The 22,573-nt window shown below is 68.6% G+C and carries 18 protein-coding genes; 5 read left to right on the top strand and 13 right to left on the bottom strand.

Translation table 11 applies throughout. The features are described from left to right. Positions 1–8: 8 nt before the first annotated feature. From prcA to arc, 6 genes are all read right to left on the bottom strand, one after another. Positions 9–770, bottom strand: coding sequence for a proteasome subunit alpha (gene prcA, locus ACFY16_RS21850; protein ID WP_390648806.1), 762 nt, complete (start codon positions 768–770; stop codon positions 9–11). A gap of 61 nt (positions 771–831) precedes the next feature. Further along, complete coding sequence (gene prcB / locus ACFY16_RS21845) at positions 832–1,677, bottom strand: proteasome subunit beta (RefSeq protein WP_390648805.1); 846 nt, start codon at positions 1,675–1,677, stop codon at positions 832–834. Then, positions 1,629–2,204: an endonuclease VII domain-containing protein gene (locus ACFY16_RS21840; protein WP_390648958.1), complete on the bottom strand. Its 576-nt coding sequence runs from the start codon at positions 2,202–2,204 to the stop codon at positions 1,629–1,631. The genes prcB and ACFY16_RS21840 overlap by 49 nt, the downstream gene beginning before the upstream one ends. Before the next feature lie 51 nt (positions 2,205–2,255). Beyond that, a complete protein-coding gene (locus ACFY16_RS21835) occupies positions 2,256–2,474 on the bottom strand; it encodes a ubiquitin-like protein Pup (RefSeq protein ID WP_390648804.1) in 219 nt (72 codons plus the stop codon). Between the two features lie 188 nt (positions 2,475–2,662). Then, positions 2,663–4,174 carry a depupylase/deamidase Dop gene (dop, locus tag ACFY16_RS21830; protein ID WP_390648803.1) on the bottom strand — a complete coding sequence of 504 codons (1,512 nt, stop codon included), beginning with the start codon at positions 4,172–4,174 and terminating at the stop codon, positions 2,663–2,665. Between the two features lie 234 nt (positions 4,175–4,408). Further along, on the bottom strand, positions 4,409–6,175 hold the full coding sequence (arc, locus tag ACFY16_RS21825; RefSeq protein WP_390648802.1) for a proteasome ATPase: 1,767 nt from the start codon (positions 6,173–6,175) through the stop codon (positions 4,409–4,411). A 249-nt stretch (positions 6,176–6,424) separates the two neighbouring features. Between arc and ACFY16_RS21820 the strand changes: the two genes are divergently transcribed. Continuing rightward, positions 6,425–6,724, top strand: coding sequence for a ferredoxin (locus tag ACFY16_RS21820; RefSeq protein ID WP_390648801.1), 300 nt, complete (start codon positions 6,425–6,427; stop codon positions 6,722–6,724). A 58-nt stretch (positions 6,725–6,782) separates the two neighbouring features. Here ACFY16_RS21820 and ACFY16_RS21815 read toward each other — a convergent pair whose 3' ends face one another. From ACFY16_RS21815 to ACFY16_RS21805, 3 genes are all read right to left on the bottom strand, one after another. Next, positions 6,783–7,364, bottom strand: coding sequence for a hypothetical protein (locus ACFY16_RS21815; protein WP_390648800.1), 582 nt, complete (start codon positions 7,362–7,364; stop codon positions 6,783–6,785). Positions 7,365–7,593: 229 nt separating this feature from the next. Further along, positions 7,594–8,496 carry a tRNA (adenine-N1)-methyltransferase gene (locus ACFY16_RS21810; RefSeq protein ID WP_067031713.1) on the bottom strand — a complete coding sequence of 301 codons (903 nt, stop codon included), beginning with the start codon at positions 8,494–8,496 and terminating at the stop codon, positions 7,594–7,596. 40 nt (positions 8,497–8,536) lie between these two features. After that, entirely contained in the window at positions 8,537–10,303 is a 1,767-nt protein-coding gene (locus tag ACFY16_RS21805; protein WP_390648799.1) for a site-2 protease family protein, read from the bottom strand. A gap of 174 nt (positions 10,304–10,477) precedes the next feature. Between ACFY16_RS21805 and ACFY16_RS21800 the strand changes: the two genes are divergently transcribed. Next, the gene (locus tag ACFY16_RS21800; protein ID WP_390648798.1) at positions 10,478–11,416 is read left to right on the top strand and encodes a RecB family exonuclease; all 939 of its coding nucleotides are present in this window, start codon (positions 10,478–10,480) and stop codon (positions 11,414–11,416) included. 81 nt (positions 11,417–11,497) lie between these two features. Next, the gene (locus tag ACFY16_RS21795; protein ID WP_053673884.1) at positions 11,498–12,169 is read left to right on the top strand and encodes a response regulator transcription factor; all 672 of its coding nucleotides are present in this window, start codon (positions 11,498–11,500) and stop codon (positions 12,167–12,169) included. Between the two features lie 101 nt (positions 12,170–12,270). On the opposite strand, the gene ACFY16_RS21790 is transcribed toward ACFY16_RS21795, so the two are convergent. The 4 genes from ACFY16_RS21790 to metH all read right to left on the bottom strand — a co-directional run bounded on the left by ACFY16_RS21790 (position 12,271) and on the right by metH (position 20,305). Continuing rightward, the gene (locus tag ACFY16_RS21790; protein ID WP_390648957.1) at positions 12,271–13,851 is read right to left on the bottom strand and encodes an ABC transporter substrate-binding protein; all 1,581 of its coding nucleotides are present in this window, start codon (positions 13,849–13,851) and stop codon (positions 12,271–12,273) included. A 67-nt stretch (positions 13,852–13,918) separates the two neighbouring features. Beyond that, the gene (locus tag ACFY16_RS21785; RefSeq protein ID WP_390648797.1) at positions 13,919–15,523 is read right to left on the bottom strand and encodes an ABC transporter substrate-binding protein; all 1,605 of its coding nucleotides are present in this window, start codon (positions 15,521–15,523) and stop codon (positions 13,919–13,921) included. Between the two features lie 430 nt (positions 15,524–15,953). Beyond that, entirely contained in the window at positions 15,954–16,655 is a 702-nt protein-coding gene (locus tag ACFY16_RS21780) for an HAD family hydrolase (RefSeq protein ID WP_390648796.1), read from the bottom strand. Between the two features lie 134 nt (positions 16,656–16,789). Beyond that, positions 16,790–20,305, bottom strand: coding sequence for a methionine synthase (gene metH, locus ACFY16_RS21775; RefSeq protein ID WP_390648795.1), 3,516 nt, complete (start codon positions 20,303–20,305; stop codon positions 16,790–16,792). Between the two features lie 295 nt (positions 20,306–20,600). Here metH and ACFY16_RS21770 point away from each other — a divergent pair, with 295 nt between their 5' ends. Next, positions 20,601–21,365 (top strand): IclR family transcriptional regulator, encoded by a 765-nt coding sequence (locus ACFY16_RS21770; RefSeq protein WP_390648794.1) that lies wholly within the window; start codon positions 20,601–20,603, stop codon positions 21,363–21,365. 369 nt (positions 21,366–21,734) lie between these two features. Continuing rightward, positions 21,735–22,529 carry an MIP/aquaporin family protein gene (locus ACFY16_RS21765; protein WP_351144045.1) on the top strand — a complete coding sequence of 265 codons (795 nt, stop codon included), beginning with the start codon at positions 21,735–21,737 and terminating at the stop codon, positions 22,527–22,529. Positions 22,530–22,573 lie beyond the last annotated feature (44 nt).

Genomic DNA, 22,573 nt, shown 5'->3' with positions numbered 1-22,573 from the left:
GGGAAGATCTACTTCTCCTTGGACACGTCGCCGGAACCCTCGTCGGAACTCTCCGCCTCCGTCGACGCGCCACCCGCCTCCAGCAACCGCGACAGCTGAGGACCCACGATCCGCTTGAACTTCCGCGCCTGCGGACGCGTACGGTCCAGCACCGCGACCTCCAGGCGCTCGGCCGGAATCTCCCGCTGCGTGCCGTTCGTATCCCGGGACAGGGCCTGCACCGCCAGCTTCAACGCCGCGGCCAGCGTCATACCGTCCTCGTGACGCTGGTCCAGATAAGTGCTGATCTGCTCCGCATTGCCACCGACCGCGACCGAACCGTGCTCATCCACGATCGACCCGTCGTGCGGCAACCGGTAGATCTGGTCACCCTCCGGCGTCTCCCCTACCTCGGCCACGACCAACTCCACCTCGTACGGCTTCTCGGCCGCACTGGAGAAGATCGTGCCCAGCGTCTGGGCATAGACGTTCGCCAGCCCACGGGCGGTCACGTCGTCACGGTCATAGGTGTAACCCCGCAGATCGGCATAGCGCACGCCACCGATCCGCAGGTTCTCGTACTCGTTGTACTTACCGGCGGCCGCGAAACCGATCCGGTCGTAGATCTCGCTGAACTTGTGCAGCGCACGGGACGGGTTCTCGCCGACGAACACGATGCCGTCGGCATACTGCAGCACGACCAGGCTGCGGCCACGGGCGATGCCCTTGCGGGCGTACTCCGCCCGGTCGGCCATGGCCTGCTGGGGTGAGACATAGAACGGCGTCGACACCGGTTATCCGTCCCTTTCTGTCGAAGTCACAGGATCACCTTGCAAAGAACCGGGCCGCCGACTACAGCAGCGCGGCACGCGGGCCGTCGGGCTGCTCGAGACGGCGCTCCAGGATCGCGCGGGCGATCTCGGAGGACTCCCCGTCGGTCAGCCGGCGGAAGCCGTCCTCGGTGATCACGGTGACGATCGGGTAGATCCGGCGCGCGACATCGGGACCACCGGTCGCCGAGTCGTCGTCCGCCGCGTCGTACAGGGCCTGCACCACGAGCGTCGTGGCCTGCTCCTCGGTCAGGTCGTCACGGAACAGCTTCTTCATCGCACCGCGCGCGAAGATCGAGCCCGAACCCGTGGCGGCGAAGTTGTGCTCCTCGGACCGGCCGCCGGTCACGTCGTAGGAGAAGATCCGGCCCTTGGCCCGGTCCACGTCGAACCCGGCGAACAGCGGGACCACGGCCAAGCCCTGCATGGCCATGCCGAGATTCGACCGGATCATGGTCGACAGCCGGTTCGCCTTGCCCTCCAGGGACAGCTGCGCACCCTCGACCTTCTCGAAGTGCTCCAGCTCGAGCTGGAAGAGCTTGACCATCTCGACGGCCAGGCCGGCCGTGCCGGCGATACCGACGGCCGAGTACTCGTCCGCCGGGAAGACCTTCTCGATGTCGCGCTGGGCGATGACGTTGCCCATGGTGGCGCGGCGGTCACCGGCGAGCACGACACCACCGGGGAACGTGACGGCCACGATCGTCGTCCCGTGCGGCGCCTCGATCACGCCCTGGGTGGGCGGCAGCTGCCGCTTACCAGGGAGCATCTCCGGCTGGTGCTCGGACAGGAAGTCCATGAAGGACGACGACCCAGGCGTCAGGAAGGCAGCTGGTAGACGCCCGGTGCTACGAGTGTTGGCTTCCACGCGTTTCCTTCCACGTATGCAGCAGCCCGCCTTATGGCATCGGGCCGATCCTTGAGCTGCCCCAGTGCGGCGTTGCAGCTGAAGCACAGTACGCCTCGGACCCTACCCGTGTTGTGGCAGTGATCCACATGTGCCGCCGGAGCAGACAAACATATGCAGCAGACGCCTCCTTGGGAGGCGATCAACCCGTCTCGTTCGGCTTCGGTGATGCCGTACTGGCGCTTCAGATGGCCCGCACGCCCCTTGACCGCACGACATGCCTTGCAACTCGTCGACAGGCCGTCAGTGGCCGTAGCGTTGCGATGCCAATCACTGTGCGGCTTGACCTCACCGCAGCTACGGCAGAACTTGTGCCCCTTAGGCGTCTCTACGCGGGGCCGCACGTTCTTTCCCTTCGCCAACTGCCGAGCTTGGTGATAGGACGCCCAGCACTCCCGACAGTAGGCCTGCAACCCATCTCGGGCCGCTTTGTTACTGGCGAAGGCTGCCCGCGGCCTGAACTCCTGACACCGCGAGCAACGCTTCACGTCATCTTCGCTTGACAAGCCCAAGCCCCCCCGACGCCTTCGATTCAAAGGCTACTGGCCGCCCTTCTGAACGAAACTTCGAACGAAGTCCTCTGCATTCTCCTCGAGGACATCGTCAATTTCGTCAAGAACCGAGTCCACGTCGTCGCTCAGCTTCTCCTGACGCTCCTTGAGGTCCTCCGAAGCCTGCGCGTCTGCCGCCTGCTCCTCGACCTCCTCCGTGGAGCGCGTCGCCTTCTGCTGGCCGCCGCCGGTGTCCTTGGTCGCCATAACCCTCACCCCGCTCAGTTCGCCCGACATGGTCGACAGGTCGGCATTCCTGCCGATCGGTGATGATCAGACCCTACAAGCCGGGTCCGACATCGGCCCCGCAGTTGCTGCAACGTGCGGGGGCCACCTCAATGATTCCCTTACGCAGGGGTTTCCACCCGCGCGCAAGGGCCCGCCCTGGTACCTGCTCAGCCGCCGGAAAGGACCCTGACCAGGTCTTCGGCGGTGCGACAACGGTCCAGGAGTTCCTTGACGTGATTTCGCGTTCCGCGTAGCGGTTCCAGGGTTGGAACGCGCTGGAGGGAGTCCCGGCCAGGCAGGTCGAAGATCACGGAGTCCCAGGAGGCGGCGGCTACGTCGTCCGCGTACTGCTCGAGGCAGCGGCCGCGGAAGTAGGCGCGGGTGTCCTCCGGGGGCGTGGTCCTGGCCCGCTCGACCTCCGCCTCGTCCAGGAGCCGCTTCATCCGGCCGCGGGCCGCCAGGCGGTTGTAGAGGCCCTTCTCGGCCCGTACGTCCGCGTACTGGAGGTCGACCAGGTGGAGCCGGGCGGCGTCCCAGTCGAGGTCGTCGCGGCGGCGGTAGCCCTCCATGAGCTCGCGCTTGGCGACCCAGTCCAGCTCGCCGGCCAGGCTCATGGGGTCGCGCTCGAGGCGGTTCAGGGTGTCTTCCCAGCGGGTCAGGACGTCCTTGGTCTGTTCGTCGGCGTCGGCGCCGTAGCGCTCCTCGACGTACTTGCGCGAGAGCTCGTAGTACTCCATCTGGAGCTGGACCGCGGTGAGTGTCCGGCCGCTGCGGAGGGTGACCAGGCGCTTGAGGGTCGGGTCGTGGGAGACCTGGTGGAGGGTGCGTACGGGCTGGTCGACGGCGAGGTCGACGGCGATGAAGCCGTCCTCGATCATGGAGAGGACCAGGGCGGTCGTGCCCAGCTTCAGGTAGGTGGAGATCTCGGAGAGGTTCGCGTCGCCGATGATCACGTGCAGGCGGCGGTATTTCTCCGCGTCCGCGTGGGGTTCGTCGCGGGTGTTGATGATCGGGCGCTTGAGGGTCGTCTCGAGGCCGACCTCGACCTCGAAGTAGTCCGCCCGCTGGCTGAGCTGGAAGCCGTGTTCGTGGCCGTCCTGGCCGATGCCGACGCGGCCGGCTCCGGCGAAGACCTGGCGGGAGACGAAGAAGGGGGTCAGGTGGCGCACGATGTCCGAGAAGGGGGTTTCCCGCTTCATCAGGTAGTTCTCGTGCGTGCCGTAGGAGGCGCCCTTGTTGTCGGTGTTGTTCTTGTAGAGGTGGATCGGCTGGGCGCCGGGGAGCTGGGCGGCTCGTTCGGCGGCCTCGGCCATGATCCGTTCGCCGGCCTTGTCCCAGAGGACGGCGTCGCGGGGGTTGGTGACCTCCGGGGCGCTGTATTCGGGGTGTGCGTGGTCGACGTAGAGGCGGGCGCCGTTGGTGAGGATCACGTTGGCGAGGCCGATGTCCTCGTCGGTGAGCTGGCTGGAGTCGGCGGCCTCGCGGGCGAGGTCGAATCCCCGGGCGTCCCGCAGCGGGTTCTCCTCCTCGAAGTCCCAGCGGGCCCGGCGGGCCCGGTGCATCGCCGCCGCGTAGGCGTTGACGATCTGGGACGAGGTGAGCATGGCATTGGCGTTGGGGTGGCCGGGGACGGAGATGCCGTACTCCGTCTCGATGCCCATTACTCGCCGTACGGTCATGCGGCCCTCCTTGCCCGGCGGCACCCTCGGTCGTGGGCGCCGCTCAAGTACCGGTGGTGCTCCGGTGCGTGTGCGGTGCCCGTCCCCGCACTGCGCGACTCGGCGGTACGGAAGAGCCTAGAACGCCTTTGCGCTGGTGGGGAGATCATTTGCGTCATTGCCTTGCTCCAGCCGTGGCCCTGGAAAACAGTTGGCTGCGGGTACCCGCCGAGGGCACCCGCAGCCGCCCTGTTCTTACAGGTACTGTCCGGTGTTCGCCACCGTGTCGATGGAGCGTCCGGTGTCCGCGCCCTGCTTTCCGGTGATGAGGGTACGGATGTAGACGATCCGTTCGCCCTTCTTTCCGGAGATGCGGGCCCAGTCGTCCGGGTTGGTGGTGTTGGGCAGGTCCTCGTTCTCCTTGAATTCGTCCACGCAGGCCTGGAGGAGGTGGGAGACGCGGAGGCCCTTCTGGTTGTGGTCGAGGAAGTCCTTGATGGCCATTTTCTTGGCGCGGCCGACGATGTTTTCGATCATGGCGCCGGAGTTGAAGTCCTTGAAGTAGAGGACTTCCTTGTCGCCGTTTGCGTAGGTGACTTCCAGGAAGCGGTTTTCCTCGGATTCGGCGTACATGTGTTCGACCGCCGTCTGGATCATGCTCTGGACGGTGGTCGCCTTGCTGCCGCCGTGCTCGCCGAGGTCGTCGGAGTGCAGCGGGAGGCGCTCGGTGAGGTACTTGCCGAAGATGTCCTTGGCCGCTTCGGCGTCCGGGCGTTCGATCTTGATCTTCACGTCGAGGCGGCCGGGGCGCAGGATGGCCGGGTCGATCATGTCCTCACGGTTGGAGGCACCGATCACGACCACGTTCTCCAGGCCCTCCACGCCGTCGATCTCGGCGAGCAGCTGCGGGACGATGGTGTTCTCCACGTCCGAGCTGACACCGGAGCCGCGGGTTCGGAAGAGGGACTCCATCTCGTCGAAGAAGACGATGACGGGCGTGCCCTCGCTGGCCTTCTCCCGGGCTCGCTGGAAGACGAGGCGGATCTGGCGCTCGGTTTCGCCGACGTACTTGTTCAGGAGCTCGGGGCCCTTGATGTTGAGGAAGAAGCTCTTGCCGGCGGCCGCTCCGGTCACTTCGGCGACCTTCTTGGCGAGCGAGTTGGCCACGGCCTTGGCGATGAGCGTCTTGCCGCATCCGGGGGGTCCGTAGAGGAGGACGCCCTTCGGTGGGCGCAGCTCGTGCTCCTTGAACAGGTCCGGGTAGAGGTACGGGAGCTCGACCGCGTCGCGGATGGCCTCGATCTGGTTGCCGAGGCCGCCGATCTGCTCGTAGCCGATGTCGGGGACCTCTTCGAGGACGAGTTCCTCGACCTCGCTCTTGGGGACGACCTCGTAGACGTAGCCGGAGCGGGGTTCGAGCAGGAGGGCGTCGCCGGGACGGATGGTGACGTCCAGCAGCGGCTCGGCGAGCCGTACCACCCGTTCCTCGTCGGTGTGCCCGAGTACCAGGGCGCGCTCGCCGTCCTCGAGGATCTCCTTGAGGGTGACGATGTCCCCGACCCGCTCGTACTCCATGGCCTCGACCACGTTGAGCGCTTCGTTGAGCATCACTTCCTGGCCGCGTCGGAGCTCGTCGAGTTCCACGCTGGGGCTGACGTTCACCCGGAGCTTGCGGCCGCCGGTGAAGATGTCGGCCGTGCCGTCCTCGTTCGCCGTGAGGAAGACTCCGAAGCCGGCCGGGGGCTGTGCGAGCCGGTCGACCTCTTCCTTGAGGGCCACGATCTGGTCGCGGGCCTCACGGAGTGTGTTGGCGAGTCGCTCGTTCTGTGCGGACACGCCGGCCAGGTTGGTCTGCAGCTCGACGATCCGCTCTTCGAGAATCCTCGTGTGTCGCGGAGAGTCGGCGAGCTTGCGTCGCAGGACGGCGATCTCCTGCTCAAGGTAGGCAATCTGACCGGCCGGGTCGTCGGACCCTCGTCCCGGGCGGATGCCGCGGTTCATGTCGTCGTCGTGGGCTGCCACGGTCCTCACCTCCTCCAAGGGGAGCTGGACGCTTCCAGACCCTACCTGGGTGGGTGTCGATTGAAACCCCTAGATCACAAAGACTGTCGGGGTGTGTCCGATCTTCACCCTTGCGCTCTCCCTCACGCCAGGGGAATACCCACCGAACATGATTGGAAAGCGGACGGGGGTAGGGTCGAAGTGTTCAACACCCGTCAGGGCCAGCATCGTTCCCGCGGCTCGGCGCAGTAAACGGTCAGGAGAGATGACGTGCAGCAGGAGGCCGCAGTCGGCGGTGAGGCGTTGGAGGTCTGGATCGACCAGGATCTCTGTACCGGCGACGGCATCTGCGCCCAGTACGCACCCGAGGTGTTCGAGCTGGACATCGATGGTCTGGCCTATGTGAAGGGCGCCGGGGACGAGCTGTTGCAGGACCGGGGTGCGACGACGCCGGTGCCGCTGCCGCTGCTGGCGGACGTGGTGGACTCGGCGCGGGAGTGTCCTGGCGACTGCATCCATGTGCGGCGCGTTTCGGACAGGGTCGAGGTGTACGGCCCGGACGCGGAGTGAGCGTCCGGGTGCGTGGCGTAGTGAGTGTCTGATTTCTCACACGCGGGGGTTGCCGGGCTCAGACGCCGTGTGCTCCGGCGGGTGTCGAGCGGATGAACGCGCTGTTCTTCCACTGCCACTTGGCGCTGTCGGTCAGGTCGGGGCAGCAACTGGGTACGTCGGTCGACGAGTAGCCGAGGAGCGTGGCGAGCACGGCTCCGTCGCTCACGGCGAGGCTGCTGACGGTGAAGCGGTCCTTGGGGTCGACGAGTGTGGCGACCACGCGGGGCCGCTGGGCGTCGGCGGCCTGGGTGAGGACGTAGACGCCGTCGGGCGGGGTGCCCATGCCGGCGTCGCAGTGGACCGCGGCCACGGTTTCGGGCCGGCCGTCGCCGTCGAGGTCTCCGGTGGCCTTCTTCTGTACGACGGCCTTGACGGGGCCGCACTCCAGGGGGAAGTCGATGCCGGTTGTCGCCGGCGCCCGCGGGGTGGTTGCGGAGGTGGACTTGGCCTCGGTGCCGGGGGTCTGGGCGGCCGTCGCCGGGTGGGGCTGCAGGACCGAGGTGAGGGCCACGACACCGGCGACAGCGGTTGCGGTGGCGACCCAGTGGATCGGTCGGGTGTGGGTGTGTGCCAGTTCCGGGACGGCGGATTGCTGCACTAGGAGCGTCTCCTGCGAGGACTGTGCCGGTGGGGTGGCCAGCATCGTGCCACACGTCACAGTGCGGGGGAACGGCGGGGTCAGGGGTTCCCGTGGCGCGGTGACGGACGCGGCAACGGAAAGGCGCCGTGGCCGAGTTCCGGTGTGGGGTACGGGAACTCGGCTACGGCGCTGCGTCGTTGAATGCGGCACAGGGCCGCCTGGCGAGTTGGCTGCGGCGGGGGCCGGCTCAGCGGCCGGAGCCGCCGTCGGCGTTGGGGCCGGCGTAGTCCTCGCCGTAGGCGCCCTTGGCGGGGCGGCGGCGGCGCATGGGCGGCTCGACGCCGTCCGCGAGGCGGCGGGCGGTGAGCAGGAAGCCGGTGTGGCCGATCATCCGGTGGTCCGGGCGGACGGCCAGGCCCTCGATGTGCCAGTTGCGGATCATCGTCTCCCAGGCGGTCGGCTCGTTGAAGCAGCCGATCTCGCGGATGGACTCGACGGTCCGGGCGAGCTGGGTGGTGGTGGCGACGTAGCAGCAGAGGATGCCGCCGGGGACGAGTGCCTTGGATACGGCCTCGAGGCACTCCCAGGGGGCGAGCATGTCGAGGATGACGCGGTCGACGTCGGTGTCGCTCAGGTTGTCCTGGAGGTCACCGACGGTGAGCTGCCAGGCGGGGTGCGGGCCGCCGAAGTAGCGCTCGACGTTCTGCTGGGCGATCTCGGCGAAGTCTTCGCGGCGCTCGTAGGAGTGCAGCATGCCCTGGTCGCCGATGGCGCGCAGCAGGAAGCTGCTGAGCGAGCCGGAGCCCACGCCCGCCTCCACGACGCGTGCGCCGGGGAAGATGTCGGCGAAGGCGAGGATCTGCCCCGCGTCCTTGGGGTAGACGACTGCTGCCCCGCGGGGCATGGACAGGACGTAGTCGGGGAGCAGGGGGCGCAGCGCGAGGTAGGCGACGTTACCGGTGGTGCGGACAACGCTGCCCTCGGGTGCGCCGATCAGTTCGTCGTGCGGGAAGGAACCCTTGTGGGTGTGGAAGTTCTTCCCGGCTTCGAGCGTGAACGTGTAGTGGCGGCCCTTGGGGTCGGTCAGCTGAACCTGGTCCCCGACCTTGAAGGGCCCGCGCCTGCGGGCGGCACCGGTCGGTTCGGACATGTGACCAGCCTACCGGTCCCTGGAGGGCTCGCCGACCATCTCAGCTCGGCCTGGCCATCGCCTTCACGAAGGCGCGTTCCACGTCCGCGGCGGACAGGACGCCGTAGATCTCGCCGGTGTCCTCGACGACGAGGTACTCGGTGGCGGGGGTGGCGCGCAGGACGTCGAGGAGGTCCTCGCCCGCGAGCTCGGCGGAGACGCGCATGCCGTCGGTGAGGTCCTGGGCGAGGCCGCTGACGGCGACCCAGGGGCGGCGGTGTTCGGGTACGCCGACGATGGCGGCCTCGCGTACGAGGGAGAGGGGTTCGCCGTTGGCGTCGACCACGACCAGGGCGCGGGCACCCGCGGCGTTGGCGCGGCGCAGGGCTTCCGAGAGGGGGGTGTCGGTCTCTACGGGGACCGCGCGGCGGGTGAGGTTGCGGGCACGCAGTTCGGGGAGGTGTTCACGCAGGCGGGCCATGCGCAGGCTGTTGCCGGCGCCGGTCCAGATGATGGCGGCGAGGATCGCGGCGAGCAGGGCGTCGAAGACGGTGTCCATGCCGACGCTGTCCTCGGCGGTGGCGCCGAGGGCGCCGGACTGGGTGAGCAGCGGCAGGCCGATCAGGACGGAGACGGCGAGGGCGCGGCCGACCCAGGCGGCGGCGGTCGTGCCGGTCATCGCGCGGCCGGTGATCTTCCAGACGACGGCGCGGAGCATACGGCCGCCGTCGAGGGGGAGGCCGGGCAGGAGGTTGAAGGCGGCCACGATGAGGTTGGAGATCATCAGGCCGGCGAGCAGGACGCCGGGGACGGTGCCGGGCTCGACGGGCCGCAGGGCGAGGTAGAAGAGGCCGGAGAGGATCAGGGAGAGCAGGGGGCCGACGAAGGCGAGCACGAACTCCCGGCCCGGGGTCTCCGCCTCCTTCTCGATCTCGGAGACGCCGCCGAAGAACTGGAGCTGGATGCGGCGGACCGGGAGCTTGAAGCGGAGGGCGGCGACGGTGTGGGCCAGTTCGTGGACGAGTACGGAGGCGTAGAAGGCGACCGCGAAGAAGAGGGAGACCAGGTAGCGGGCGGCGCCGAGTTCGGGCAGTACGCGGTCGAGCTGGTTGCCGAACACCCAGGTGATCAGGGCGGCGACCAGGAACCAGCTGGGCGCCACGTACACGGGCACCCCGAAGGGCCGCCCCATCAGCAGCCCGCCGCGTGGCTCGGGCGCCCGCTGCGGCGGACGGTTCTTGCGGGGGGCCGAGTGGGCGAGGGTGCGGTCGCCGGGGGCGGGGGTGTCGGGGCCGGGGGCGGGCGCGTGGTCGTCGGGTACGCCGGGGGCGCCGGACTCGCTCGGGTGAGCGCGGTCGGCCGGGGCAGCGGGCTGGTCTTCCGGGTGGGTGTGCTCCGCGGTCACGGAGGGAACCTCCGCGTCGGCGGGGGCTTCGGGCGTGGCGCCCGCGCCGGCAGGAGCTTCGGGTGTGCTGCCCGCGCCGGCAGAACCCTCGGACGAGCTGGCAGCGCCGGCAGAACCCTCGGACGAGCTGCCCCCGCCGACAGGGGCTCCAGGCGGGCCGTCCGCGCTTGTACGGTCCTCGGGCAGTTCCCCGGATGCAGAGCCGGGTGCCGGTGATGACCCGTCGGTGGTGGCGGACGGTGTCGTCTCGGCGGCCTCGTCGTCGGGGGTGTCGGGAGGCGTGGGCTTCGGGTGGGCGGTCTCGTCGCGTGGGGTCGGGGCCGGGCGTGCGGGGCCGGAGGCCGGGGCCGCAGGCCCGGCGTGGCGCTCGGCCGACTCGTCGTTGCCCGACCGCGGCTGCCCGCTCCCGCCGCTCTCGTCCACGATGTCCCCTCGCTCGAAGCGTCTTCCGCTCCTGCCGGGCGGAAGGTCTCGGGTCGATGGTATGCGGCGTCCGTGACGCGTTCCGCCCCGGCACCCCCTGTGTTTCCCTTGCCGTCGCCCTTGTCAGGGCCGCGGTTGGGTCACTGTCAGTGGTGAGCCGTATGGTCTGTGGTCATGGAGACGAGCGCGGAGGGCGTCGCGGAGGCCCACAGCAGCGGTACGACAGCGCAGGACCCGTCGGCCACGGTCGCGATTGAGCCGGTGGCGACTGAGCCGGTGGCGGGGGCTCGGCCGCCCGCGTCCCTCTCTCCCTCGCGTGCCAGTGACTTCATGCAGTGCCCGCTGCTGTACCGGTTCCGGGTGATCGACCGGCTGCCGGAGAAGCCGAGCGAGGCGGCGACGCGGGGCACGCTGGTGCACGCGGTACTGGAGCGGCTCTTCGACGCGCCGGCCGTGGAGCGGACCGCGCCGCGGGCCAAGTCCCTCGTCCCGGGCCAGTGGGATCGGCTTCGGGAGAGCCGGCCGGAGGTCGTGGAGCTGTTCGCCGACGATCCGGAGGGCGAGCGGCTGGCGCGCTGGCTGGGCGAGGCGGAGCGACTCGTCGAGCGCTGGTTCACGCTGGAGGATCCGACGCGCCTGGAGCCGGCCGAGCGGGAGCTGTTCGTCGAGGCCGAGCTGGACTCGGGGCTGACGCTGCGCGGGATCATCGACCGGGTGGACGTGGCGCCGACGGGCGAGGTGCGGATCGTCGACTACAAGACGGGCAAGGCGCCCCGGCCCGAGTACGCCGAGGGTGCGCTGTTCCAGATGAAGTTCTACGCGCTCGTCGTGTGGCGGCTGAAGAATGTGATCCCGCGGCGGCTCCAGCTCGTCTATCTCGGCAGCGGTGACGTGATGACGTACGACCCGGTCCGCGCCGACCTGGAGCGTGTCGAGCGCAAGCTGCTCGCCCTGTGGGAGGCGATCCGGCTGGCCACCGAGACGGGCGAGTGGCGGCCACGGCCGACGAAGCTGTGCGGCTGGTGCGACCACCAGGCGCACTGCCCGGAGTTCGGCGGGACTCCCCCGCCCTATCCCCTGCCGGTGAGGGCGGCCGCGTCCGGTGACGAGTGAGCCACCGGCCGGATCGCCCCGGAGGCGAACCGGTGAACGCGCGCAGGGCAGAATGGGGCCGGACTAGCGAAGGAGACTTACGTGGCCATCCGCGTCCTACTGGTCGACGACCAGCCGCTGCTGCGTACGGGCTTCCGGATGATCCTGGAGGCGGAGCAGGACATCGCGGTGGTCGGCGAGGCCGGAGACGGTCTGCAGGCGCTCGACCAGGTGCGGGCCCTGCAGCCCGATGTGGTTCTGATGGACATCCGCATGCCGCGGATGGACGGTGTGGAGGCGACCCGGCAGATCACCGGGCCGGAGCGGGACGGTCCGGCGAAGGTGCTGGTGCTGACCACCTTCGACCTCGACGAGTACGTGGTGGAGGCACTGCGCGCGGGTGCCAGCGGGTTCCTGCTGAAGGACGCGCCCGCGAACGAGCTGGTGCAGGCGATCCGGGTGGTGGCGGGCGGCGAGGCGATGCTCGCGCCGAGCATCACTCGGCGGCTGCTCGACAAGTACGCCACCCATCTGCCGTCCGGGGACGAGCCGGTGCCGGACACGCTGCACACGCTGACGGACCGTGAGGTGGAGGTGCTGAAGCTGGTGGCGCGCGGGCTGTCGAACGCCGAGATCGCGGCGGATCTGTTCGTCAGCGAGACCACCGTCAAGACGCACGTCGGCCATGTGCTGACGAAGCTGGGGCTGCGCGACCGTGTGCAGGCCGCGGTGTACGCGTACGAGAGCGGTCTGGTGCGCCCCGGCGCACAGTAGGCCCGGCAGTGGCCCGCAGCCGGGCCACTGCTGCCGTACGACGCGGAGGGCGCCCCTTCTTCGGGAGAAGAGGCGCCCTTTGTGTGTGTCGGCTGGTCTCGTCAGCCCTTGCTGAGTTCCCAGAACCGGAACACGGTCGAGGCGTCGAGGCAGTACTCGAGGCCGTAGACGCCGTCGCGGGCGACCGCGTACTGCTTGGCCTGCCAGACCGGGAGGACGGGGAGCTGCTCTGCGACGATGTCCTGGAGCTTGCCGAAGTCGTTGTCGGTCGCGGCGCGGTCGCTCTGCGCGGCGGTGCGCGGGATGAGCGTGCCGGTGATCGTGTTGTTGGTGTAGTTGTTGCTCAGCACGTTGCCCGCGCCGAAGAAGGGGGCCGTGAAGTTGTCGGCGTCCGGGTAGTCGGGGACCCAGCCCTTGACGTAGACGCCGTACTTGCCGTCGGCGATGTCCTTCTCGTACTGGGCGTAGTCGACGGACTGGACGTCGGCGTCGAACAGGCCGCTGGCGTTGAGCTGGCCCGCGATCGCCTTCAGTTCCTGGTCGGTGGCGGGGCCGTAGCGGGACGGGGTGGACCAGAGGGTGAGCTTGACCTTGTCGGTGATGCCCTCGGCCTTGAGCGCGGCGGCGGCCTTGGCCTGGGAGGGGCGGGCGCCGTAACGGTCGAAGAAGGCCGTGTTGTGGCCGGCGATACCGGCCGGGATGATCGAGTAGAGCGCGGTCGCCGTGCCCTCGTAGACGTTCTTGATGAGGGCGTCGCGGTCGATGAGGTAGGCGATGGCCTGGCGGACACCGAGCTGTCCGGCGACCGGGTCGTCCATGTTGAAGACGAGGTGCTGGACCTCGGCGCTGCTGCCTTCGATGACCTCGGCGCCGGAGTCGGCGCTGCTCTGGTCGATGTCGGCGATGTCGCTCGCGGTGAGGCCTCGGTAGGCGATGTCGACCTTGCCGTCGAGGAGGTCCTTCTTCAGGGCGGACTGGTCGCCGTGGAAGAACTTGAGGGTCACGCCGGAGTTCTGTATGTCGGCGGTGCCCTTGTAGTTGTCGTTGACGGAGAAGACGGCCTTGTCGTCGCCGAACGAGTCGAGCTTGTAGGGGCCGGAGCCGACGGCCTCGCCGTCCTTGCGCAGGCCGGTCGCGTCGTACTGCCGGTGGTCGACGATGGAGCCGGCACCGGAGGCGATCTTGCTGGGGAAGGTGGCGTCCGGGACCTTCAGGCGGAAGACGACGGTCTTCTCGTCGGGTGTCTCGACCTTGTCGAGCATCGGGAACATGATCGCGGGACCGGCATCGTCGTTGATCTTCAGCATGCGGTCGAAGGAGAACTTCACGTCCTCGGAGGTGAGCGCGTCACCGTTGCTGAACTTGAGGCCGTCCTGGAGCGTGCACTTGTAGACCTTGGTCTGCGTGTCGCTGAAGCCGCACTCCTTGGCGGCCTCCGGCTCGGGTTCGGTGCCTCCCTTGGGGAAGCTGAGCAGCGACTGGAAGACGTTGTTGAACAGCAGCCAGGAGCCGGGGTCGTAGCCGGAGGCGGGGTCGGTGGCGAGGACGTCGTCGGACATCCCCATCACCAGGGAGGAACCGCTGCCCCCCGAATCGCCGCTGTCCGTTCCGCAGCCGGTCAACAGGCCGGAGGCCAGACCCGCCACGATCGGCAGGACTGGCCACTGGTTGCGCATGTTCACGTGCATGTGCCTTGTCGTCGGTCTCGTCGACCAGGGGCCCGTCCCGGGCCCCTGGTCCGGTCGGGCGTCAGTCGCTCACGCCGTGGCCGAGCTCCCACAGCTGAAGGGTGGAGGAGGAGTTCAGGGCGTACGCGGTGCCCGTGACGTCGTCGCGGGCGGCGACGTACTGCTTGCCCTGCCACAGCGGGATCACGGGGACGTCCCGGGCCACGATGTCCTGGATCTCGGTCAGGCTCGAGGCGGCGGTGAGCCGGTCGGCCTCGCGGCGGGACTGCGGGATCAGGTCGTTGATGATCTGGCTGTTGGCGTACGGCGAGTTGAGGAAGTTGTCCTTGTCGAGGAACGGCGCGAGGAAGTTGTCGGCGTCGGGGAAGTCGGGGAACCAGCCCATGCCGAAGACGTCGTACTCGCCCTTGGTCTCGGCCGGGACGAAGGACTCCCACAAGGTGCCCTTGATGTCGACGTCGAACAGGCCGCTCGCGTTGAGCTGCTTCTGCAGCACCTCGAACTCCTGCTTGGTGCTCGTGCCGTAGTGGTCGATCGTGTAGTTCAGGGTCAGCTTCACCGGGGTGGTGATGCCGGCCTTGGCCAGCAGGGACTTGGCCTTGGTGACGCTCGGGTCGCGGTACCGGTTGAAGAACGAGTTGGAGTGGCCGGTCACTCCGGCCGGGACGAGCGAGTACAGCGCCTCGGCCTGGGAGCCGTACACCTTGGACACGAGCTCGCTGCGGTTGATGATCTGGGCCATCGCCTCGCGCACGGCCTTGTTCTTCACCGTCGGGGCGTCGGTGTTGAAGCCGAGGTAGCGGATCTCGAGGCCGGGCAGTTCGACGATGTCGACGTCGCCACCGGTGTTGTTGGACAGCTTCTTGATCTGCTCCGGCGTCATGCCGCGGGTCACGATGTCGACATCGCCCTTGTCGAGGGCGGTGCCCAAGGCCGTGGCGTCCGCGTAGTAGACCATCTCGACCTTGTCGTTGTTCACCTTCAGCACCCCCTTGTAGTTGGGGTTCTTGGTGAACACGCCCTTGACCATCACGTTGTTCTTGGTCTCGGCCTGGAAGGTGTACGGGCCGGAGCCGTCCACGTCGAAGCCGTCGCGCAGCTTGTCCTTCTGGTAGTCGTCGGAGTTCACGATGCCCGCGACCGGAGTGGACAGCTTGTAGGGGAAGGTGGCGTCGGCGGTCTTCAGGTGGAAGATCACCTCGCGGTCGCCCTGCGTCTCGACGGTGTCGATGGTGGACAGCAGCGCGAAGACACCCAAATCGCTCTTGATGGCGCGGGCGCGGTCGATGGAGAACTTCACGTCGGCCGCGGTGATGGCGTCCCCGTTGGAGAACTTCAGACCGCTGCGCAGCTTGCAGGCGTAACGTTCGTTGCCGCTGTCGGTGAAGCCGCAGCTCTCGGCCGCCTCCGGTACCGGGTCGCCCTCGCCCTTCGGCTGCACCATCAGGGTCTGCACGGTCTGGCGCAGGACGTTCCAGCTGCCGACGTCGTAGGCGTACGCGGGGTCGAACGGCGCGGGTGCGTCCTTGGTGACGGTGAATTTGTCCGTGGTGCCGAGGACGATGGCGTCGCCGCCGCTGCTCCCGCTGCCGGACCCGCCACAGGCGGCAAGCACGGGCGCCATGAGGCCGATCACGGCCGGCAGCACCAAAGTCTTGCGGTTCATGCTTGAGTTTCTCCAGCTGTTCGATTCCGTGTACCCGGCATGCATGGGGTGTTGCTGCGGATCACGGGGGTGGGGCGATGTTCTCGCGATGAGATTAGTCCGCGCCTGCACGAGGGTTCGCAGCCAGTGGAGTTGAGCCCTCATCACGCAGCGAAACCGGGTGCGGACACACCGAAAACCCGACAGCGGAAGGATTAGTGCAGGGTTTCACCAATCAGGACACAAAGGCGCGCCGACATCCCCCGAAAAGGGGTGAGCAGCACGCGTCGGCCCGTCTGTCGACCCCGTTTGAGGTGGCGAACGTCACACCGTCAACTGTGTTCGAGCGGAGTGGAATTCGGCCACACAGGGCACTCCAATTCCCTGGAGTCGCTTCGGAGTCACTTCGCCGGAATTCCCCGCCTAACGATGTTGCACGCTGGGTGAACGCCTAGCGCATTTCCGTCATCAGTCCGCGCAGGAATGCCAGGTCCACCTCTTCGAGCGAGGTCACCACGGTGCGCCGGGCGGCCGGGGCGATGGGCGCCACCGACGGCACCGCCACCACGTGGCAGCCCGCGGCCTCGGCCGCCGCGACCCCGGTCGCGGTGTCCTCGACGACCGCGCATCTGGCGGGATCCACACCGAGTCCGGCGGCGGCGAGCAGATACGGGTCGGGGTACGGCTTGGTGCGCGACACCTCGTCGCCGGCCACGCTCAGGGCGAAGTGCTGGGGGCCGAGCGAGGTGAGGACGCGGTCGATGATGCGCCGGTGCGAGGCGGACACGAGGGCGGTGGGGATCTCGTACTCGGCCAGTTCGGCCAGCAGCCGGGCGGCCCCGGGCATCAGCGGCAGTGCGTGGGCGATGCGGTCCTCGAACCCGGTGTTCAGCAGGACCGTGAGCTCGGCGAGGGTGATGTCGGCGCCCGTGGCCTCGATCAGGAACCCCGCACTGCGGGTCATCGGGCCGCCGACCACGACATGGCGCCAGGAGTCGTCGAGGGCGTGGCCGAGGCCGGCGAAGATCTCGACCTCGACGTCCCACCAGAAGCCCTCGGTGTCCACCAGGGTGCCGTCCATGTCCAGGAGCACAGCCTGAAGAGCCGAGCCTTCGGCCGTTCGGGTTCCGAGTGCGGGGACCGTGCTGGTCATCCACGTACCTCCTTGAAGGGACGATCAGGCCGGTTCCCACGCGGGGAACCGGCCTGGAGTGGACCGACCAGTGTACGACCTGTTCGATCAGCGCGCGCTGCGGTATACGTCTCACGGCGCGCCGCGGGTGTTCGTCACCGTGCGTTGAAGTACTTCGCTTCCGGGTGGTGGATGACGATGGCGTCGGTGGACTGCTCGGGGTGGAGCTGGAACTCCTCCGACAGGTGGACGCCGATCCGCTCGGGCTGGAGCAGGTCGGCGATCTTCGCGCGGTCCTCCAGGTTCGGACAGGCGCCGTAGCCGAGCGAGAAACGGGCACCCCGGTACTTCAGGGCGAACATGTCCTCGATCTCGGCCGGGTCCTCGCCGGCGAAGCCCAGTTCGGAACGCACGCGCGCGTGCCAGTACTCGGCGAGCGCCTCGGCCAGCTGGACGGACAGACCGTGCAGTTCGAGGTAGTCGCGGTAGGAGTCCGACGCGAACAGCTTCGCGGTCTCCTCGCCGATCCTGGAGCCGACGGTGACGACCTGGAGGCCGACCACGTCCTGCTCCCCCGACTCCTCCGGGCGGAAGAAGTCCGCCAGGCACAGCCGCCGGCCACGGCGCTGGCGCGGGAAGGTGAAGCGGGTGCGCTCGTTGCCCTGCTCGTCCAGGATGATCAGGTCGTCGTCCTTGGACACGCACGGGAAGTAGCCGTAGACCACGGCGGCTTCCAGCAGGTTGTCGGTCTGGAGCCGGTCCAGCAGCCCGCGCAGCCGCGGCCTGCCCTCGGTCTCGACGAGCTCCTCGTACGTCGGCCCGTCACCGGTGCGGGCCTGCTTGAGGCCCCACTGGCCCTTGAACAGCGCGCCCTCGTCGAGCCAGCTCGCGTACTCCTTGAGCTGGATGCCCTTGATGACCCGGGTGTCCCAGAAAGGCGGCGTGGGGACAGGGTTGTCGGTGGCCACGTCGGAACGGACGTGGCCCTCTTCCGGACGCTCCTCGACCTCCACGGCGGCCGCCGGGCGGACCCGGCGCTGCTTGAGCTCCGGCAGCTTCGCGCCCGGCACGCCCCGCTTGACGCCGATCAGGGCGTCCATCAGGCGCAGGCCCTCGAACGCGTCGCGGGCGTAGCGGACCTCGCCCTGGTAGATCTCGTGCAGGTCCTGCTCCACATACGCCCGGGTCAGGGCCGCACCGCCGAGGATGACCGGGTAACCGGCCGCCAGGCCACGCTGGTTGAGCTCCTCCAGGTTCTCCTTCATGATCACCGTGGACTTCACCAGCAGACCCGACATCCCGATGACGTCCGCCTTGTGCTCCTCGGCCGCCTCCAGGATCGCCGAGACCGGCTGCTTGATACCGAGGTTGACGACGTTGTAGCCGTTGTTCGACAGGATGATGTCGACCAGGTTCTTGCCGATGTCGTGGACGTCCCCGCGCACGGTGGCCAGCACGATCGTGCCCTTGCCCTCGGCGTCCGACTTCTCCATGTGCGGCTCGAGATACGCCACCGCCGTCTTCATCACTTCGGCGGACTGGAGCACGAACGGCAGCTGCATCTGACCCGAGCCGAACAGCTCACCGACGACCTTCATCCCGTCCAGCAGCGTCTCGTTGACGATGTCCAGAGCCGGACGGCTCTCGAGAGCCGCATCGAGGTCGGCCTCCAGGCCGTTCTTCTCGCCGTCGATGATGCGGCGCTTGAGGCGCTCCTCCAGCGGGAGGGCTGCCAGCTCCTCGGCCTTGCCTGCCTTCAGCGACTTCGCCGTGGCGCCCTCGAACAGGGCCATCAGCTTCTGGAGCGGGTCGTAGCCCTCGGCACGGCGGTCGTGGATCAGGTCGAGGGCCGTCTGCACCTCCTCCTCGCTGAACCGGGCGATCGGCAGGATCTTCGACGCGTGCACGATCGCCGAGTCGAGGCCCGCCTTCACGCACTCGTCCAGGAAGACGGAGTTGAGCAGGATGCGGGCGGCCGGGTTGAGGCCGAAGGAGATGTTCGACAGGCCCAGGGTGGTCTGGACGTCGGGGTGGCGGCGCTTGAGTTCGCGGATCGCCTCGATGGTGGCGATGCCGTCCTTGCGGGACTCCTCCTGACCGGTGCAGATGGTGAAGGTCAGGGTGTCGATGAGGATGTCCGACTCGTGGATGCCCCAGTTGCCGGTGAGGTCGTCGATGAGCCGTTCGGCGATCTCGACCTTCTTCTCCGGGGTGCGGGCCTGGCCCTCCTCGTCGATCGTCAGCGCGATCAGCGCGGCGCCGTGCTCCTGCGCCAGCTTGGTGACCTTCGCGAAGCGGGACTCCGGGCCGTCGCCGTCCTCGTAGTTGACGGAGTTGATGACCGCGCGGCCGCCGAGCTTCTCCAGGCCGGCCCTGATGACCTCGACCTCGGTGGAGTCCAGCACGATCGGCAGCGTGGAGGCAGTGGCGAAGCGGCCCGCCAGCTCCTCCATGTCGGCGACCCCGTCACGGCCCACGTAGTCCACACAGAGGTCCAGCATGTGGGCGCCCTCGCGGATCTGGTCGCGGGCCATCTCCACGCAGTCGTCCCAGCGGGCGTCCAGCATCGCCTCGCGGAACTTCTTCGAACCGTTGGCGTTGGTGCGCTCGCCGATCGCCAGGTACGAGGTGTCCTGACGGAACGGGACGGTCTGATAGAGGGAGGCCGCACCCGGCTCCGGCTGCGGGTGACGCTCGGCCGGGCTGAGGTCGCGGACGCGTTCGACGACCTGGCGCAGGTGCTCGGGGGTGGTGCCGCAGCAGCCGCCGATGAGGGAGAGGCCGTATTCGCGGACGAAGGTTTCCTGGGCGTCGGCGAGCTCCGGCGCCGTCAGCGGGTAGTGGGCGCCGTCCTTGCCGAGGACCGGCAGGCCCGCGTTCGGCATGCAGGACAGCTGGATGCGGGAGTGGCGGGCCAGGTAGCGCAGGTGCTCGCTCATCTCGGCCGGGCCGGTCGCGCAGTTCAGGCCGATCATGTCGATGCCCAGCGGCTCCAGCGCGGTCAGCGCGGCTCCGATCTCCGAGCCGAGCAGCATGGTGCCCGTCGTCTCCACGGTCACCGACACGATCAGCGGGACCTCGTACCCGGCAGTCTCCATCGCCCGGCGCGCGGCCAGGACGGAGGCCTTGGTCTGCAGCAGGTCCTGGGTGGTCTCCACCAGCAACGCGTCGGCACCGCCGGCGAGCAGGCCCTCGGCGTTGCGCTGATAGGCGTCGCGGATGGCGGTGAAGGTGGTGTGGCCGAGGGTGGGCAACTTGGTGCCGGGGCCCATCGAACCCAGCACCCAGCGCTGACGACCGTCGCGGGCCGCGTACTCGTCGGCCGTCTCGCGGGCGATGCGGGCGCCGGCCTCGGACAGCTCGGCGACGCGCTCGGGGATGTCGTACTCGCCCAGGGCGGTGAGGTTCGCTCCGAAGGTGTTGGTCTCGACACAGTCGACGCCCGCGTCGAAGTACGCCGCGTGGACCGAACGGACGATGTCTGGGCGAGTGGCGTTGAGGACCTCGTTGCAGCCCTCGAGGTTCTGAAAGTCCTCGAGGGTGGGGTCCTGCGCCTGGAGCATGGTGCCCATCGCTCCGTCGGCCACCACCACTCGGGTGGCGAGGGCCTCTCGGAGCGCGGACACACGGGTCCGGCTGTCGGCGGAAAGGGTCGGCGGCACAGAGGCCATGAAGGGGCTCCCTTAGGTGCGACGGCTGTCGGCTTTGCGCCACCGGGGGATGCCCTCACGGGCTCCCGAGGAGGACGCACGTTCGCCAGGGTATCCGGGACCGGGGGCTTATGGTCAGGGGCGTCCACGGGGCGGACGAGGATGACGTCCTGGTCACTCCCGGGAGGCGAGTGACGTAACAGGTACCGGCCGACCATTAGCGGGAGGTCGGCATGGACCGGTAGTGTTCGACATTGCCGAACGTCGGCAGCAGAGGCCGCGCTTTGTCGGTCAAGGGGACGGAGGCAGGACGGCGATGGCACGGAACATCCAGTCGCTCGAACGGGCGGCCGCGATGCTGCGGCTGCTCGCGGGCGGCGAGCGACGCCTCGGCCTGTCGGACATCGCCTCGTCCCTGGGCCTCGCCAAGGGCACCGCGCACGGCATCCTGCGCACCCTCCAGCAGGAGGGTTTCGTGGAGCAGGACGACGCCTCCGGGCGCTACCAGCTGGGCGCCGAGCTGCTGCGGCTGGGCACCACCTATCTCGACGTGCACGAACTGCGGGCGCGCGCCCTGGTGTGGACGGACGACCTGGCCCGTTCCAGCGGGGAGAGCGTGCATCTGGGCGTCCTGCACCAGCAGGGCGTGCTGATCGTGCACCACGTGTTCCGGCCCGACGACAGCCGGCAGGTGCTGGAGATCGGGGCCATGCAGCCGCTGCACTCCACGGCCCTGGGCAAGGTGCTGTCGGCGTACGACCCGGTGGCGCACAGCGAGGCGCTGGAGGCCGACCGCAAGGCGTTCACGGACCGGACCGTGTGCGAGCCGGGGGAGTTCGAGCACATCCTCGACCTCACCCGCGCGCGCGGGTACGCGGCCGACGTCGAGGAGACCTGGGAGGGCGTCGCGTCCATCGCCGCGCCCATCCACGACCGGCGGCGCATGCCGGTCGGCGCGGTCGGCATCACCGGCGCCGTGGAGCGGCTGGGCCGGGACGGGGAACTGCGCCCCGAACTGATCGCGGCGGTACGGGACTGCGCCCGCGCGGTGTCGCGGGACCTGGGCGCCGGGCGGTTCTGAGGCGCCGTACACATCAACGGGCCGGAACGCCGGGTGGCGCTCCGGCCTCAGCCATGCCCTGATACGCAAAGCGGGATAAACACCCAGTTCAGCACGCTGGGTGCCGATGCCGCTGCCGTACGCGCCCGCCCTCAAGATCGATAGCCCATGGCGATCAATAACGATCGCGCTTTCGATAACAGAACCCTTGACGCATGCGTGCGCCGGGACAAGACTCCCGTCCATCGGTCGGCATTGTCGAACACCTACCGGCAATACGCGCTAGAGTGTGACAACGCCAAGGCCGGCATCGCTCTCACCCCCGAGGGCGCCGGAACCCCGGAGGGACCCGGGAGTTCCAGCCCTGGACGAAGGACAAAGGAGTCGCGGGTGTCCAGCTCCGACATCTTCATCGGCGAGACCATCGGTACCGCCATACTCATCCTGCTCGGCGGTGGCGTCTGCGCCGCCGTCACGCTGAAGGCCTCCAAGGCCCGCAACGCCGGCTGGCTCGCCATCACCTTCGGGTGGGGTTTCGCCGTTCTGACGGCTGTTTACACCTCGGCGCCGCTGTCCGGCGCCCACCTCAACCCGGCGGTCACGCTCGCACTCGCGATCAAGGACAACGACTGGAGCAACGTTCCGGCCTACTGGGGCGGACAGCTCCTCGGCGCCATGATCGGCGCGACTCTGGTCTGGGTCGCCTACTACGGGCAGTTCCACGCGCACCTCACCGACAAGGAGATCGTCGGCGGTCCTGGTGCGCAGGCCACCAAGGTGAAGGCCGTCGAGGCCCAGGAGAAGGGCGCCGGCCCGGTGCTGGGCGTCTTCTCCACCGGTCCGGAGATCCGGGTGGTGTGGCAGAACCTCGCCACGGAGATCATCGGCACCGTGGTGCTGGTGCTCGCCGTGCTCACGCAGGGCCTGAACGACAAGGGCAACGGCCTCGGCAACCTGGGCGCCCTGATCACCGCGCTCGTGGTCGTCTCGATCGGTCTGTCGCTCGGCGGCCCGACCGGCTACGCGATCAACCCGGCCCGTGACCTCGGTCCGCGCATCGTGCACTCGATCCTGCGCCTGCCCAACAAGGGCGGCTCCGACTGGGGCTACGCCTGGATCCCCGTGGTCGGTCCGCTGATCGGCGGAGCGCTCGCTGCAGGCATATACAACGCGTTCTTTGCTTAAGAGCAGCCGGCTTTCACACCGAGTACCGAGCCTCAGAGCACGCG

Origin of the sequence: Streptomyces sp. NPDC001315 (assembly GCF_042896175.1) — a bacterium.
Taxonomy (GTDB): domain Bacteria; phylum Actinomycetota; class Actinomycetes; order Streptomycetales; family Streptomycetaceae; genus Streptomyces.
The sequence above is the reverse complement of the archived record's forward strand: the minus strand, read 5'-3'. Positions and strand labels throughout refer to the sequence as shown.